14 protein-coding genes are annotated in these 14,245 nt (G+C 66.3%); 8 read left to right on the forward strand and 6 right to left on the reverse strand.

Annotated features, from left to right (window positions below; genetic code table 11):
* Positions 1-73: 73 nt before the first annotated feature.
* The 8 genes from glmM to QNJ30_03655 all read left to right on the forward strand — a co-directional run bounded on the left by glmM (position 74) and on the right by QNJ30_03655 (position 8,539).
* Positions 74-1,432 (forward strand): phosphoglucosamine mutase, encoded by a 1,359-nt coding sequence (gene glmM / locus QNJ30_03620; protein MDJ0942522.1) that lies wholly within the window; start codon positions 74-76, stop codon positions 1,430-1,432.
* Positions 1,433-1,449: 17 nt separating this feature from the next.
* The gene (gene thiD / locus QNJ30_03625) at positions 1,450-2,262 is read left to right on the forward strand and encodes a bifunctional hydroxymethylpyrimidine kinase/phosphomethylpyrimidine kinase (GenBank protein ID MDJ0942523.1); all 813 of its coding nucleotides are present in this window, start codon (positions 1,450-1,452) and stop codon (positions 2,260-2,262) included.
* Positions 2,263-2,361: 99 nt separating this feature from the next.
* Positions 2,362-3,435 (forward strand): cobalamin-independent methionine synthase II family protein, encoded by a 1,074-nt coding sequence (locus tag QNJ30_03630; GenBank protein MDJ0942524.1) that lies wholly within the window; start codon positions 2,362-2,364, stop codon positions 3,433-3,435.
* A gap of 89 nt (positions 3,436-3,524) precedes the next feature.
* Positions 3,525-4,112 carry a DJ-1/PfpI family protein gene (locus tag QNJ30_03635; GenBank protein ID MDJ0942525.1) on the forward strand — a complete coding sequence of 196 codons (588 nt, stop codon included), beginning with the start codon at positions 3,525-3,527 and terminating at the stop codon, positions 4,110-4,112.
* A gap of 77 nt (positions 4,113-4,189) precedes the next feature.
* The gene (locus QNJ30_03640) at positions 4,190-4,810 is read left to right on the forward strand and encodes a pyridoxamine 5'-phosphate oxidase family protein (protein ID MDJ0942526.1); all 621 of its coding nucleotides are present in this window, start codon (positions 4,190-4,192) and stop codon (positions 4,808-4,810) included.
* A gap of 156 nt (positions 4,811-4,966) precedes the next feature.
* Positions 4,967-6,289 carry a paraquat-inducible protein A gene (locus tag QNJ30_03645; GenBank protein MDJ0942527.1) on the forward strand — a complete coding sequence of 441 codons (1,323 nt, stop codon included), beginning with the start codon at positions 4,967-4,969 and terminating at the stop codon, positions 6,287-6,289.
* Positions 6,273-7,940, forward strand: coding sequence for an MlaD family protein (locus QNJ30_03650; GenBank protein MDJ0942528.1), 1,668 nt, complete (start codon positions 6,273-6,275; stop codon positions 7,938-7,940). Before QNJ30_03645 ends, QNJ30_03650 begins: the two co-directional genes overlap by 17 nt.
* Positions 7,937-8,539, forward strand: a complete 603-nt coding sequence (locus QNJ30_03655; GenBank protein MDJ0942529.1) for a PqiC family protein — start codon at positions 7,937-7,939, stop codon at positions 8,537-8,539. The genes QNJ30_03650 and QNJ30_03655 overlap by 4 nt, the downstream gene beginning before the upstream one ends.
* A gap of 73 nt (positions 8,540-8,612) precedes the next feature.
* On the opposite strand, the gene QNJ30_03660 is transcribed toward QNJ30_03655, so the two are convergent.
* From QNJ30_03660 to QNJ30_03685, 6 genes are all read right to left on the reverse strand, one after another.
* Positions 8,613-9,701, reverse strand: coding sequence for a succinylglutamate desuccinylase/aspartoacylase family protein (locus QNJ30_03660; protein ID MDJ0942530.1), 1,089 nt, complete (start codon positions 9,699-9,701; stop codon positions 8,613-8,615).
* Between the two features lie 62 nt (positions 9,702-9,763).
* Positions 9,764-11,071, reverse strand: coding sequence for a magnesium transporter (gene mgtE / locus QNJ30_03665; GenBank protein ID MDJ0942531.1), 1,308 nt, complete (start codon positions 11,069-11,071; stop codon positions 9,764-9,766).
* Between the two features lies 1 nt (position 11,072).
* On the reverse strand, positions 11,073-11,921 hold the full coding sequence (locus QNJ30_03670; protein ID MDJ0942532.1) for a CBS domain-containing protein: 849 nt from the start codon (positions 11,919-11,921) through the stop codon (positions 11,073-11,075).
* Positions 11,914-12,753: a hypothetical protein gene (locus QNJ30_03675; GenBank protein ID MDJ0942533.1), complete on the reverse strand. Its 840-nt coding sequence runs from the start codon at positions 12,751-12,753 to the stop codon at positions 11,914-11,916. The genes QNJ30_03670 and QNJ30_03675 overlap by 8 nt, the downstream gene beginning before the upstream one ends.
* Before the next feature lie 93 nt (positions 12,754-12,846).
* Positions 12,847-13,752 (reverse strand): 30S ribosomal protein S6--L-glutamate ligase, encoded by a 906-nt coding sequence (gene rimK, locus QNJ30_03680; GenBank protein ID MDJ0942534.1) that lies wholly within the window; start codon positions 13,750-13,752, stop codon positions 12,847-12,849.
* Positions 13,749-14,237 carry a RimK/LysX family protein gene (locus QNJ30_03685; GenBank protein ID MDJ0942535.1) on the reverse strand — a complete coding sequence of 163 codons (489 nt, stop codon included), beginning with the start codon at positions 14,235-14,237 and terminating at the stop codon, positions 13,749-13,751. Before QNJ30_03685 ends, rimK begins: the two co-directional genes overlap by 4 nt.
* Positions 14,238-14,245 lie beyond the last annotated feature (8 nt).

The raw sequence follows: 14,245 nt of genomic DNA on the forward strand, positions 1-14,245 counted from the left end.
CGCAACAAGAGGATGTAGTCTCAACGGTCCTTCGGCTGAAGCGCGACGCCGGGGTCGAGCAAACAGAGGTGAAATGGCGAAGACACTCTTCGGAACCGACGGCATCCGCGGCACCGCGAACCAGGAGCCGGTGACCGCCGAGACCGCCCTCGCCGTAGCGATGGCGGCGGGTGCCCAGTTCACCCGGGGCGCGCACCGCCATCTGGTGGTGATCGGCAAGGACACCCGGCTCTCCGGCTATCTGCTCGAGCCGGCCATGACCGCCGGCTTCATCGCCGCCGGCATGGACGTTGTCCTGCTCGGTCCCATGCCGACCCCGGCCGTGGGCTGGCTGACCCATTCGCTGCGCGCCGACCTGGGGGTCATGATCTCGGCCTCGCACAACGCCTATCCGGACAACGGCATCAAGCTCTTCGGCCCGGACGGCTACAAGCTCTCGGACGAGGTCGAGTCCGAGATCGAGGCGCGGATCGCCAAGGGCACCGCCGCCTACCGGGCGCCCAGCGAGCACCTGGGACGGGCCCGGCGCCTCGACGACGCCGCCGGCCGCTACATCGAGTTCGCCAAGAACACCTTCCCGAAGGAGCGCCGGCTCGACGGCCTCAAGGTCGTGGTCGACTGCGCCAATGGCGCCGCCTACAAGGTGGCACCCACGGTGCTCTACGAGCTCGGCGCCGAGGTGGTGCCTCTGGGCGTCAATCCCGACGGACTCAACATCAACCGGGACTGCGGCGCGACGGCGCCGAGCTGGCTGCAGAGCGCGGTGGTCGCCCAGGGCGCCGATCTCGGCATCGCCCTCGACGGCGACGCCGACCGGACGATCCTGGTCGACGAGACCGGCGCGGTGATCGACGGCGACCAAGTCATGGGCCTGATCGCTCGCTCCTGGAGCCGGGCCGGGGCGCTGGCCGGCGGCGGCGTGGTCGCGACGGTGATGTCCAACCTCGGCCTGGCCCGCTTCCTGGAGGGCGCCGGCCTCAAGCTGCACCGGACCCCGGTCGGCGACCGCTACGTGGTCGAGGAGATGCGTGCCCGGGGCTGCAACCTGGGCGGCGAGCAGTCCGGCCACATCGTGCTCTCCGATCACACGACCACCGGCGACGGACTGATCGCGGCGCTCCAGGTCCTGGCCGTGCTGATCGAGGCGCAGCGGCCGGCCAGCGAGGTGACGGCGGTCTTCACGCCGCTGCCCCAGCAGCTGAAGAACGTCCGCTTCAATGGCGGCGCGCCCCAGGACGACGCCCGGGTCAAGGCCGCCATCGCCGAGGGCGAGAAGGCCCTGGGCGCTGAAGGGCGGCTTCTGATCCGCAAGTCGGGAACGGAGCCGGTGATCCGGATCATGGGCGAGGCCGAGGACGAGGCCCTGCTGTCCCGGGTGGTCGAGCGGATCGCGGACGCCATCGCCGAGGCTGCCGCGGCACCGGGTGGCTGAGGCGGAGGGGGAGTTCCATGAAGGGACGGGTTCTGATCGTCGCCGGTTCCGACTCCGGGGGCGGCGCGGGCATCCAGGCGGACATCAAGACGGTGACCGCCCTGGGCGGCTTCGCCGCCACCGCCGTGACCGCTCTGACCGCCCAGAACACGACCGGGGTCTACGGGGTGGTCGGAGTCGAGCCGGCCTTCATCCAGCAGCAGATGCGGGTTGTGGTCGAGGACATCGGCGCCGACGCGGTCAAGACCGGCATGCTGCATTCCGCTCCCGTGATCGAGGCCGTCGCCGAGGTCCTGGCCGAGCTCGATCCGGCGCTCCCGGTGGTCGTCGACCCGGTGATGGTCGCGCAGAGCGGCGCCTCCCTCTTGGAGTCCGACGCGGTCTCGGCCGTCAAGGAACGCCTGCTGCCGCGGGCCGGGGTCCTGACCCCGAACCTGCCGGAGGCCGCGGCGCTGCTGGGCGGCGCGATCTCCGAAACCCGCGACGGCATGGTCTCGGCGGCCTTGGGTCTCGCCGAACTCGGCCCCGGTGCCGTCCTGCTCAAGGGCGGCCACATGGCGAGCGACAGCCTGCGCGACGTTCTGGTGCGCCGTGGTGAGGTGCTGGAGGTTTTCGAGGAGCCCCGCATCGACACCGAGCACACCCACGGCACCGGCTGCACCTTGGCCTCCGCGATCGCCACCGGCCTGGCGCAGGGGCTCGCGGTGACCGCCGCCGTGCAGAGGGCACGCCGCTACCTCCGCCTGGCCATTGAGCGCAACCCTGGCCTCGGGCGCGGCCAGGGACCGGTCGACCACGGGGTCACGGTCCGGCCCTTCGACGGCGCCTAAGTCGCGATCGCGCCGGCCCTCGAACGGCCTCCCTCTGGTGACATCCGGCGTTCCGCGAGTCACTATCGGCACCGGCGGACAACCATGGGGAGAAATGTCATGCCCATCCCGACGGAGCCGATCGGCAGCGTGCCGCGTCCTGACTACCTTCTGGATGCCTTCAAGAAGCAGGGCGAAGGGAGGCTGGACGCCGACGGTCTGCACCAGGCCGTCGATCGTGCGGTCGCCGAGACCATTGCCGCCATGGAGGCCACGGGATCGCCGGTCATCACCGACGGTGAGCAGTCCAAGCCCAGCTTCGCGACCTATCCGATCGACGGATTGGCGACCCTGGCGCCCGACGGCGTCGTGATCCCCTTCGCTGACGGGCACTCGCGTCAGTTGCCGCGGCTGACGGCGGGCCCCTTCCGCTACATGACCTACTCGGGGACTTTTGTCGCCCAGGCTCGCCGGCATGCGACGAAGCCGATCAAGCAGGCCGTGATCGCGCCCTCGGCGCTGAGCCTGCTCTATCCGCAGGACGGCATCGATGGCTACCCGCGCGAGGCCTTCATCGACGACCTGATCACGGAATGCGCCGCGGACATCCGCTCTGCCTTCGACGCCGGAGCGGAGAGCGTGCAGATCGATTTCACGGAAGGTCGCCTGTCCTGCAAGCTGGATCCCTCCCGCGGGCTCCTGCGGGACTTCGTCGCCCTGAACAACGCCGTGCTGGACCGTTTCGGTGCCGAAGAGCGCCAGCGGATCGGCGTGCACACCTGCCCGGGCGGCGATCACGATTCGACTCACTCCGCCGACGTCGACTATGCCGAGCTGCTGCCGGATCTCTTCGGCATCAAGGCCGGCAGGTTCTTCATCCAGATGGCGAGCGAGACGGACCGGCCTCGGGTGCTGGACCTGATCGCGCGCGAACGGCGGCCGGACCAGACCGTCTTCATCGGCGTGATCGATCCCATCAACGAGACGGTCGAGAGCGCGGACACCGTTCGTGACCGCACCCTCGAGGCGGTCGAGCATCTCGGGCACGAAAAATTCGGCACGACCGACGACTGCGGCTTCTCCCCCTTCGGCGACGACACCTCGACGGCGCGGGAAACCGCCTTCGCCAAGATCAGGGCCCGCGTCGAGGGAACACGGCTTGGGGCCGAGAACCTTGGAATGGCCCAAGAATGAAAGTGTTCAGGGCTTTACAGCGGCCAGGATGTTGCCATGGCAGACCATCAAGTGCGATCGCGACCGGATAGTCTTACCATCCGCCAGCCATGACGATCCTTGCCATCATCGCCTTCGACGGCTTCACGGACCTCGACGTCTTCTTGCATTGGGACCTTCTGAACCGCCCGCGCCAGGAGGCGCCGGAGCGATTTGGACAGTGGCGTGTCCGGCTGCTCGGCACCGCGGCGCGCCACCGCTCCACGGCCGGCCTGGAGATCGAAATGCAGGGGGCCATCGACGAGGCACGCGAAGCCGACGCCGTGCTGCACGCCAGCGGCCCAGCGACCCGAAGCCTCGCCCAAGATCGCAACTACCTCGATCGCTTGTCGCTCGATCCGGCGCGCCAACTGGTTGCGTCCCAGTGCTCCGGGGCCCTGGTCCTTGCGGCCAGCGGCCTGCTCGAGGGCAAGACTGCGACCACCTATCCCACCGCTAGGGCGCAGCTCGAAGGCTACGGCGTCACTTTTCTTGCCGAGCCTTTCGTCGCCCACGAGCGAATCGCGACTGCGGCGGGCTGTCTGGCCGGCGTCGAGCTCGACCGTTGGCTGCTCAGCAAGCTTGCGGACCCCGAAGTGGCGGCGGCCTGCATCGCTTCGGCGAGCCCCATCGGCCAAGGGCTCGAGTTGGACGCCTAGCCTTCGGCCCCGACAAGACCCATAATCCGCGGCGCCGTTCTTGGCCCGTCGCTTTCGAGAGAGGTTCGTCAGGCCCCATGTCCGATCGCCACGCAATCACGTCGCTCGAAGCCCTGGAAGCCCTCTACGGGGCGGTGAACGAGAATTCCCTGGCCAAGGAGACCGGCACTCTGACGCCGGAATACCGCCGCTGGATCGAGGCGGCACCCTTTTTCGCCATCGCCAGCGCCGGGCCCGGCGGGCTCGACTGTTCGCCGCGAGGCGACGCAAAGGGCCAGCTGTTCCGCTGCCTGGACGACAAGACGCTCGCGGTGCCCGATCGGCGCGGCAACAACCGGCTCGATACCTTGAGGAACATCCTCGCCGACCCGCGCGTCGCCCTGCTGTTCCTGATCCCGGGAATCAACGAGACGCTGCGCGTCAATGGTCGTGCGACGATCACGACGGACCCCGAGCTGGTCGAGAGCTTCGCGGTCGGCGACAAGAGGCCGGCGAGCGTCATACTGGTCGAGATCGATTCCGTCTACTTCCAATGCGCCAGGGCCCTGGCCCGCGCCAAGCTCTGGGATCCGGACCTTCGGATCGATCCCGGCGAGGTCCCGACGGCCGGGCAGATGACCAGGGCCGCCAAGCCCGGCTTCGACGCGGAAGGTTACGATGCCGGGCTCCCGGCGCGGCAGCGGGCGACGCTCTACTGAGCCGGATCGCGGAGGCCCGACGCCAGGCCGCCGCCGCAGCGGGCTCGCCCGGGTTGAAGGACCGCCTCCAGAATCAGCTAGACATTTCGAGCGCTAAGCTCTGAATTGTCTCCCAGGGCAGATCCGCAGGATCTGTCGTGCGGTGTGGGGAGGCGGATGACCACGCGACCCGTGGCCTATGCGGACCGGTCGGTCGTGGTCTGCCATGAGTGTGATGCGCTCTACCGAAGGGTGGAGACGGCCGCGCCGTCCAAGGCCAAGTGCGGGCGCTGCGGCGCCGTCCTCTACCGCAGCAAGCCGGACAGCATCGACCGCTCGCTTTGCCTGCACTTGGCGGCTCTGCTGTTCCTGGTCCTGTCCAACTCCTTCAACTTCATGACCTTCAAGCTCGAGGGCCGCGAGCAGGTCAACACCCTGATCTCCGGCGTCGTCGAGTTCTATAACCAGGGCCTCTGGCCGCTCGCCCTGCTCGTGTTGCTGTCGACGATCCTGATTCCGCTGATCAAGGTGCTGAGCACGATCTATGTCCTGGTTGCGGTGCGCTTCGACCAGCCGGCGCCGCGGCTCAAGACCGTCTTCCGCTACATCGAGATCATGCATCCCTGGGCGATGATGGAGGTCTACCTCCTCGGGGTGCTGGTCGCGATCGTCAAGCTGTCGGACATGGCGACCATCGAGTTCGGGACCGCGCTCTATTGCTTCGTCGCCCTGATCGTTCTCTTGGCCGCGGGCGAGGCGGCCCTGGAGCCCGAGGAGGTCTGGGAGCGCATCGACCGGCGGCGACCCGGGCGCAAAGCGCCGTCGTTGTCGCCGCCGGACCTGGCGGGTACGCGCCCCTTCGGCTGCCACACCTGCGGCCTCGTGACCCATCTGAACCGGGCGGCGGAGGCGCGGCATCCGCACTGCGAGCGCTGCGGCACGGCCCTGCACTGGCGGAAGCCCAACGGGATGAACCGGGCCTGGGCCCTGGTGATCACCGGCTTCATTCTCTACATCCCGGCGAACGTATATCCGATCATGACCGTGATCTCCTTCGGCAGGGGCGCGCCGGACACCATCATCAGCGGGGTCATCCACTTGATCGAGGCCGAGATGTGGCCACTCGCCCTGCTGGTGTTCTTCGCCAGCGTGACCGTGCCGGTCATGAAGCTGGTCGGCATGATCTTCCTCCTGGTTTCCGTGCAGCTCAAATCCAGCTGGCGGCCGAGGGACCGGACCCTGCTGTACCGGATCGTCGAGGCGGTGGGCCGCTGGTCGATGATCGACATCTTCATGATCTCGATCCTCGCGGCGCTGGTGAAGCTGGGCGCGATTGCCACCATCGAGCCCGGAGTCGGCGCCACCTCCTTCGCGGCGGTCGTGGTGATCACCATGATCGCGGCGATGTCCTTCGATCCGCGGACGATCTGGGACGCCATGGAAGAGGGCAAGAGAACGAAAGCCATCGAAGGGAGGGCGGCAGGTGTCACAGCAAGCTGAGAACGGGACGGCGCCGGACGCACCCGAGATCGCGATCGAAGAGCGCCGCGGGATTTCCACGGTCTGGCTGATCCCCGTTGTGGCCGGCGCGATCGCGATCTGGCTCGCCTATACCACGATCTCTGAGCAGGGGCCGGAGATCACGATCTCCTTCAAGACCGCGGCGGGCCTCGAGCCCGGCAAGACCAAGATCAAGTTCAGGGACGTCGACGTCGGCCTGGTCGAGGAGGTCGACATCACGGACGACCTCTCGGGAATCGTGATCAAGGCGACCTTGGACAAATCCGCGACGCCGCACCTGAACGACGAGACCCGGTTCTGGGTGGTGCGCCCGCGGCTGGGGGCCGGCGGCGTCTCCGGACTCGGCACGCTCGTCTCGGGCGCCTACGTCGAGATCGACCCGGGCGGCGGCAATCCGCGGCGCGACTTCGTCGGTCTCGAGGTGCCGCCGGTCATTACCTCCGACGTGCCCGGCACCCAGTACCGCCTGAAGTCGGACCGGCTGGGTTCGCTCGGCCCCGGCGACCCGATCACCTTCCGCGGCATCCGCGTCGGTCAGATTCTCGGCTACGAGCTGAACGAGGACGCCGGCGGCGTCACTTTCGTAGCCTTCGTTCAGGCGCCGCACGACAGGCTGGTGCGCGACGAAACGCGTTTTTGGAACGCCAGCGGTTTCCAGATCGAGGTCGGGGCCGAAGGCTTCGAGGTAAAGACCGAAAGCCTCGAGACGCTCCTCGCCGGCGGCATCGTGTTCAGCACCCCCTTGGGCGCGCTGCGGCAGCAGCCGAGCACTCCCGATACCGAGTTCGTGCTCTACGACAGCGAGGAGAGCGTCGAAGAGGCGGAGATCGTAGAGCGCCTGCCCCTGTTGTTGAAATTCGACGGCTCGGTGCGCGGCCTCAACCCCGGCGCGCCGGTCGAGCTCAGGGGCCTGCGGATCGGCACGGTGAAGGACGTGCGCCTGGAGTACGATACGAGCACCAAGGACTTCAGCGTCCCCGTTGTCATCACGATTGAGCCCTCCCGACTCACGATCGTGGGCGAACAGGAGACCACGGCCTACGGCCCCCTCGACGAGTTCGTCGAGCGTGGCCTGCGCGCGCAGCTTCGATCCGGCAACCTGCTGACCGGTCAGCTGCTGGTCGCCCTGGATTTCTTCCCCGACGCGCCGCCGGAGAAGGTGGACTACAGCGACGTCTACCCGGTCCTGCCGACGATCCCCTCGGAGATCGAGCAGCTCACCCGATCGGTCGGCGATGTCCTCGACAAGGTGTCGAACCTGCAGCTCGAGGAACTGGTCGGCGACCTGCGCGCCACGGTGCAGTCGGCCCAGGAGCTCGTCGCCTCGCCGCAGGTCACCGACGCGGTCGCCAATCTCAACCGCTCGCTCGCCAGCCTGGAGAGCCTGCTCGGCAAGGTCGACGAGGAGGTCGGCCCGCTGGTGAACAGCCTGCGCAAGACCTCGGCCGCGGCCGAGGCCACCTTGGTTTCCACCGAAAGCATGGTCAGCGAGAATTCTCAGATTCGCTACGATCTGTCCCAGCTCCTGCAGGAGCTGACCGAGGCGGCGCGCTCGATCCGGGTGCTGGCGGACTACCTCGAGCAGAATCCGAGCGCGCTCTTGAGCGGCAAAGGGGGGGCCGATCAATGATCCAGACCACAAGCCCGCGTCACGCCGGTCTCCTGGCCGTGCTGGTGCTGTCCTGCATCCTGGCGGCCTGCGCCGAGAGCCAGCCCTCGCGCTTCTACCTGCTTTCGAGCCTGCCGCCGGCTGAGGCCGGCGAGTCGGCCAAGCCGCTTTCGGTCGGGGTCGGGCCGATCTCCATGCCGGAGTACCTGAACCGCCCGCAGATCGTGACCCGCGACAGCTCGACTAAGCTGGCCCTAGCCGAGTTCGACCGCTGGGGCGAGCCCCTGGACGAGCTCTTCAGCCAAGCCATGGCGGCGAACCTCTCCGCGCTGCTCAAGACCGAGCGGGTCTATCGGCTGCCCCGCCGCCGCACCGCCAGCCTCGACTACCAGGTCGAGATCGACATCTTTCGCTTCGACGCCGAGGCGACCGGCCTGGTCCAGCTGACCGCGCGCTGGTCGCTCTACGGCAAGGGCGGCAAGAAGCTCCTCAAGACCGGCACGGCGAATCTGACCGAGCAGGCCGGGCCGACCCCCGAGGACCTGGCCGAGGGCATGAGCCGCGTGGTCGAGCGCTTCAGCCGCAACATTGCCGGCGAGATCGGTTCGCGGCGCGGTTAGCGTCTGTATTGCAAGGACAATCGATGTTCAATCCCGGGGTGTGGTCGTATGACGGCGATCCGGCTTGGTTCGGTTACACGATTGGCGGTTCGTCGGCCAGCTCGGAAGTCAGGCCGCGTTCGTAGGCGGCTTCTGGCTCAAAGTTGTCTAGGGAGCGCCCGACGATTTGCCCGCCCTCGTACTGGGCGATGTGAAACAGCGCGTCGCCCTCGTGCACCAGCGGCAAGTTGCTGCGCCCGATGGCAACGCCGCTGACGGAGCTCAGAATCTCGATCTCGTTCTCACCGAAAGGGTCGGCGACGACACCGAGGACTTGGCCCTCCTTGACCTGACTGCCCAGAGATGTGGTGGCTCGCAGCAAGCCGCTCTGTGGTGCGCGGATCCACCTGCTCGAGCCGATCATCAGCGGCTTCAGCTTCGCGGTCTTTCTTTTTGAAGCGGAGAGCATCTCCAGGGCGCGCATGACCCGAACGATGCCTTTGACACCCGCCCGGATGCAGGCTTCGTCGAAGCGCAGGGCCTCGCCGGCCTCGTAGACTATGACGGGCACATTCTGCCGGCTGGCGGCCTCTCGTAGGCTGCCTTCGCGCAATCCGGCGTTGATCAGAAGGGGCACGCCGAAGGCTTGTGCCAGCCGCTCAGTCTCCGGGTCGTCAAGGTTTGCCCGGATCTGCGGGAAGTTGTCGCGATGAATGGCGCCCGTGTGCAGGTCGATACCATGCGTCGACTTGCTCACGATTTCGTCGAGGAACAGTCGTGCGAGACGCGCCGCGAGGGAGCCTCGAAGCGAACCGGGGAAGGATCGGTTGAGGTCTCGCCGGTCCGGCAGATAGCGGGATTGCGAGACGAACCCCAGAACGTTGACGATCGGAACGGCGATCAAGGTACCGCGCAATCGGCGCAATCCGCTGAGCCTCAGCAGGCGCCGGATGACCTCGACACCGTTGATTTCATCACCGTGTATCGCCGCGCTGACGAAAAGGCGTGGTCCCTCGGTTCTGCCATGGACGACCTGCACCGGCATGGTCATCGGCGTGTGCGTCGAAAGCTCGGCGATCGGCAGATCGATCGTGCAGCGCTGACCCGCTCGAACCTCGACGTTACCGAGGGTTATCGGGCTTCTCTCCTGCCTTGGTCGCTTGCGCGCCGTCTTGGCCACCATAACTTCAACAACTCCGCATTCTTGACCTTGCACGAGCCCGAGACTCAAAGGCGGTACCAAGCCTACAGCATTCCCATGAGCAAGGTGGCGATGCCAAGGAACGAAAAGAACCCGGCGATGTCGGTGACGGTCGTCAGGATGATCGAGGACGATTGGGCCGGGTCCTGACCGAGGCGCTTCAACGCGATCGGCACGACAGCACCGGCGAAACCCGCTGAGATCATCGCGAGCACCATCGACATCGCGATCACCAGCACCAGCCCGACCGAGCCGCTCCAGATCAGGACGCCGATGCCGCAGGTGACCGAGATGGCCAGGCCGTTGATCAAGCCGACGTTGACTTCCTTGACCATGACGGCCAGCCAATGGCGCACCGTGATCTCACGGAGCGCAAGGCCGCGCATGGTCACGGCCAGCGCCTGCGCGCCGGCATTGCCGGACTGACCGGCGACGACGGGCAGGAGCACGGCTAGTGCGGTCACCTGCGCGATGGTGTCCTCGAAGAGGCCGACGACCGCTGCCGCCAGAAAAGCCGTCAGCAAGTTGACCTGCAGCCAGGGCTGACGCTTGCGCACGGCGAAGGAAACCTTGGAGAGCGCGCGTTCGTCCTTGCTGGCACCCACCATCGTCTGGAGCGCGCCGCTCGCCTCTTCCTCCAGCGCCTTGACCAAGGTTGCGTAGCGAACCACAGCGACCAGCCGACCATCGAGGTCGACCACGGGGATGTTCGGCAGCCGTGACTTCTCCAGAAGGGCGACGACCTCGTCTCTTGGCGCGGTCGCCTGCACGACGACGCTTGCCGGCTCGGAAATCTCGTGCAGGGTCTGGTCGAGATCGGCGATGGCGAGATCGTGGATCGCGACTTTGGCCGAGAGACGGTTGTCGTCGTCGATGACGAACACCGAGTGGCGGTCTCGCAGCTTGGACCCCCGCAAGCGCTCCAGCGCCTGAGCGACGGTCATGCCGGGACGGAAGACCCCCACTCTGCTGTCCATCAAACGGCCCGCGCTGTCGTCGGGGTACTCCATCAGCGCCTGCAGTTCCCGACGAAGGGTTTCGTCCAGAAGCGCCAGTTGTTGCTGCCGCTCTTCGTCGTCGAACTGGCCCAAGAGCAGCAGTGTGGCGTTCGGGCTCATGTCCTCGAGAACATGCTTTGCCAGAGGAGCCGGCAGATGACGCAGCAGACTCGCCCCGATGTCGGGCGCCAACCATACGAACAGAGAGGTCACCGCTTCGGCCGACAGCTCGACAAGCGCTTGCGCAACTTCGGCCGGAGGCATCGCTTCGATCTGCTTGGCTGCATCGAGAGGGAAGTCGTGAAGGTAGCTTTGGTTCAGCAGAGCGACGGCCTTTGCGGACTCGCCCGGCATTTCAACTCTCCCCATCGCTTGCTAGCCGGCTCAAGCTGGGCGCTGCCGTTGCCGTATGCAGCAACCCGGCGAGTACGACGAGGAAGGCCTGGACGAGATGCACGACCAGCACATTGATCCGCGGGCCCTCCGCCGGCCCACGCTCGACGAGCAAGCTCTCGCGCAAGCTGTCGAAGTGGAGAACCCCGACCAGGCGGCGACTGCGATCGGTCACGGGAAGCGACAGGGCACGATCCCAGGCGGGCAGGGACACCACCGCAGCGAGGGAGGCATTGGGAGACACCCGGGTGAAATTCTTCTGCATCAATTCGCCCAGCAAGGCGTCGTCCTTAGCGCCCAGCAAGCCCTCGACATCGACGACGCCGCGTAGTCTCTTGTCCTCGTCGATCACGAACAGAAGAGACCCCAGCCGCGTGCCGCTTCGGCGAATCCGTTCGAGGCAGTCTTTGACTGCGGTGTCCGGCGCAAAGGTCGCCTTTGGTGCGTCCATCCAAGCGCCGACCGTGCCAACATCATAGGCGAGGTAGCGCCGCAGAGCCGCGGCCTCTCGCCTGGAAAACGCTGCCAGGATTGCATCCTTGGTCGAAGGCGGCAGTGCCCGCATAAGCACGGAGCGCGCGTGCACCGTCGTCTTGGAAAGCACGGCGGCCGCTTTCTTGGGACTCGCACGTTCGAGGATCGCGACTGCGCGCGCCGGCTGCATCTGACTGAGCACGGTGGCGGTTCTGATCTCCGGCGCTTCCTCGAGGAAGGCGGCCGCGTCCTCGGGCGGGATCCGCTCCAGCGCACGCGCCGCGCCAAGAGGTCGGGCCTCTAGAAACGCAATGCTCAGTTCGGTTGCCCTATTCATCGGAGGGCGCTTCCGTTACGAGCGTCGTCGTCTCTTCGCTGAAGACCTTGGCTGGAATGACAACACGGCCTTTGGTCGTCGCGAGAATGACGGATACCGGCGTCAGCTCGAGGATTTCGCCCTCGACACCACCCATCCTCGCACGTTGTCCGGGCTGATACTGCTGCTGCAGGTAGTGCGAGCCGATCAGGTTGCCGACGAAGCTGCGCGACCCTAGTGCGAAAGCCAAGGCCAGGCTGCCCACGACCGCTGCAACCAGGATCGCGATCAACGTGATAAGTAGCGTAACGTCGATGCCGATCTGATTGATGCCCAGAACCAGGGCGGTCACGAAGATCGCCGCCTGTACGCTTCCGCCGAAGAGCTCGGCGTGCGGGAAGCCTCCCGAGGCGACGGCGGCGGTGGTCAAGTCGCGGGCCAGCGTGCTGATCAACAGGCCGACCAGGATGATCAGTCCGCCGGCGAGCAGGGTGGGCAGATAAACTACCACCCGGTCGAGCCAGGCGGAGAAGGCGTCGAGCCCGAGCACCCGGGTCGCCGCAGTGACGAAGAAGAGGATAATGACCCAAAACGTCACGTTGCCGATCAGCTTGACCCCGGCATTGGAGATACGGAGACGGCGTGCCTGCTCAGCCCCGAAGCGGCGATCGAAAAGGCCGTTCAGCCAGTTCGCGAACCTGACGCCCAGGGACTGCAGGATGCGCGCGATAAACCAGCCGGCGAATAGGATGACGATCGCACCGGCCAGAGTCGGCAGAAACTCTACCAACTGCCCGATCAGGCGTGAGGCCGCCGCGCTGGCCTCCTTGAACCAAAGGGACACCTCTTCCATCGTGTCTACTCCCATCGCTCCTGGCCGCCTGCGCCGATATCGGCGTTAGCCGGTGCCTCCCCAGGACGGAGGCAACGCAGCGCTGCGCCCGGGCTAGCCTCGTCCGCGGGTCCTGGTCTTGTTTGGCCTGGCGTTCTTCTCAAGGAACTCGATGACCTTGCCGGCAACGTCGATTCCCGTCGCGTTCTCGACGCCTTCGAGTCCCGGGCTGGAGTTGACCTCCATGACCACCGGTCCGTGGTTCGAGCGCAGCAGGTCGACACCGCAGACGTTGAGCCCCATGGTCGCCGCTGCGCGCACCGCGGTCGAGCGCTCCTCCGGGGTGATCCTGATCACCTCGGCCGAACCGCCGCGGTGCAGGTTCGAGCGAAAGTCGCCCTCCGCTCCCTTGCGCCTCATGGCCGCGACGACCTTCTCTCCGACGACGAGACAGCGAATGTCCTCGCTGCTGGCTTCCTTGATGAACTCCTGCACGAGGATGTTCGCCTTGACGCCGCGAAAAGCCTCGATGATCGATTTGGCGGAGTTGTGCGTCTCTCCGAGGACGACGCCGATTCCCTGAGTGCCTTCCAGCAGCTTGATCACAACCGGCGTGCCGCCGGCGATGTCGATCAGGTCTTCAGAGAACTTGGTGGAATGGGCGAAGGCTGTGACCGGCAGGCCTATGCCTTTGCGTGCCAAGAGTTGAAGCGAACGCAGCTTGTCGCGCGAGCGGCCGATCGCCACCGACTCGTTTAGCGGCCAAACGCCCATCATCTCGAATTGCCGCAGAACGGCGAGCCCGTAAAAGGTGATCGACGCACCGATACGTGGAATCACCGCTTCATAGCCGAGCAGCTTCTCGCCCTTGTAGCGGAGCTCCGGACGATGGGAGGTGATGTTCATGTACACGAGCAGGGTGTTGATGATATCGATCTCGTGTCCGCGCTGCTCCGCAGCCTCCACCAGCCGCTTGTGCGAATAGAGGTCCGGGTTGCGTGCCAAAAGCGCGATTTTCATTCCTCTTCTCCTGTCGGTCTCTTTTGTTTCCTGCGCCGGCCGTGTGAAAGCTTGAAAGAGGTGCCCGAGTCCACGAGCAGGCGCTTGCGCAGTGCTTGTCGACCGAGCAGCATGCGAAAGCCCATCTCGTCGCGATTGGTCAGGGTTACCTGGATCATCCACACCTGCTCGCCCATTCTGAGCGGCGTTTCGATCACGTAGCGTTGCTCCCGTCTGCCGTTGGAGCTTGTGACGACTCTCTCGTCGACGATCGGCGCTTCGCAGAGGAGTTCGGGGAGCCGCCGGTGCTGGACCGGATGCACATAGAACCGGACGAAGCGGCGCCCACCTCGCCTGAAGGGCTTGACCCTGTAGGCGTGCAGCGCCGAGGTCCGGGCGCCGGTGTCCAGCTTTGCCTTGATGCGCTCGACGCCCAGATCGGGGAGCGCAATCCACTCGCGCCAGCCCACGACGAGTTGCTCGCGTTTCCGACGCCGCGGCTTCATGGTCCCGC

The sequence above is a fragment of the Kiloniellales bacterium genome (assembly GCA_030066685.1).
In the GTDB taxonomy this organism is placed as follows: Bacteria; Pseudomonadota; Alphaproteobacteria; order Kiloniellales; family JAKSBE01; genus JAKSBE01.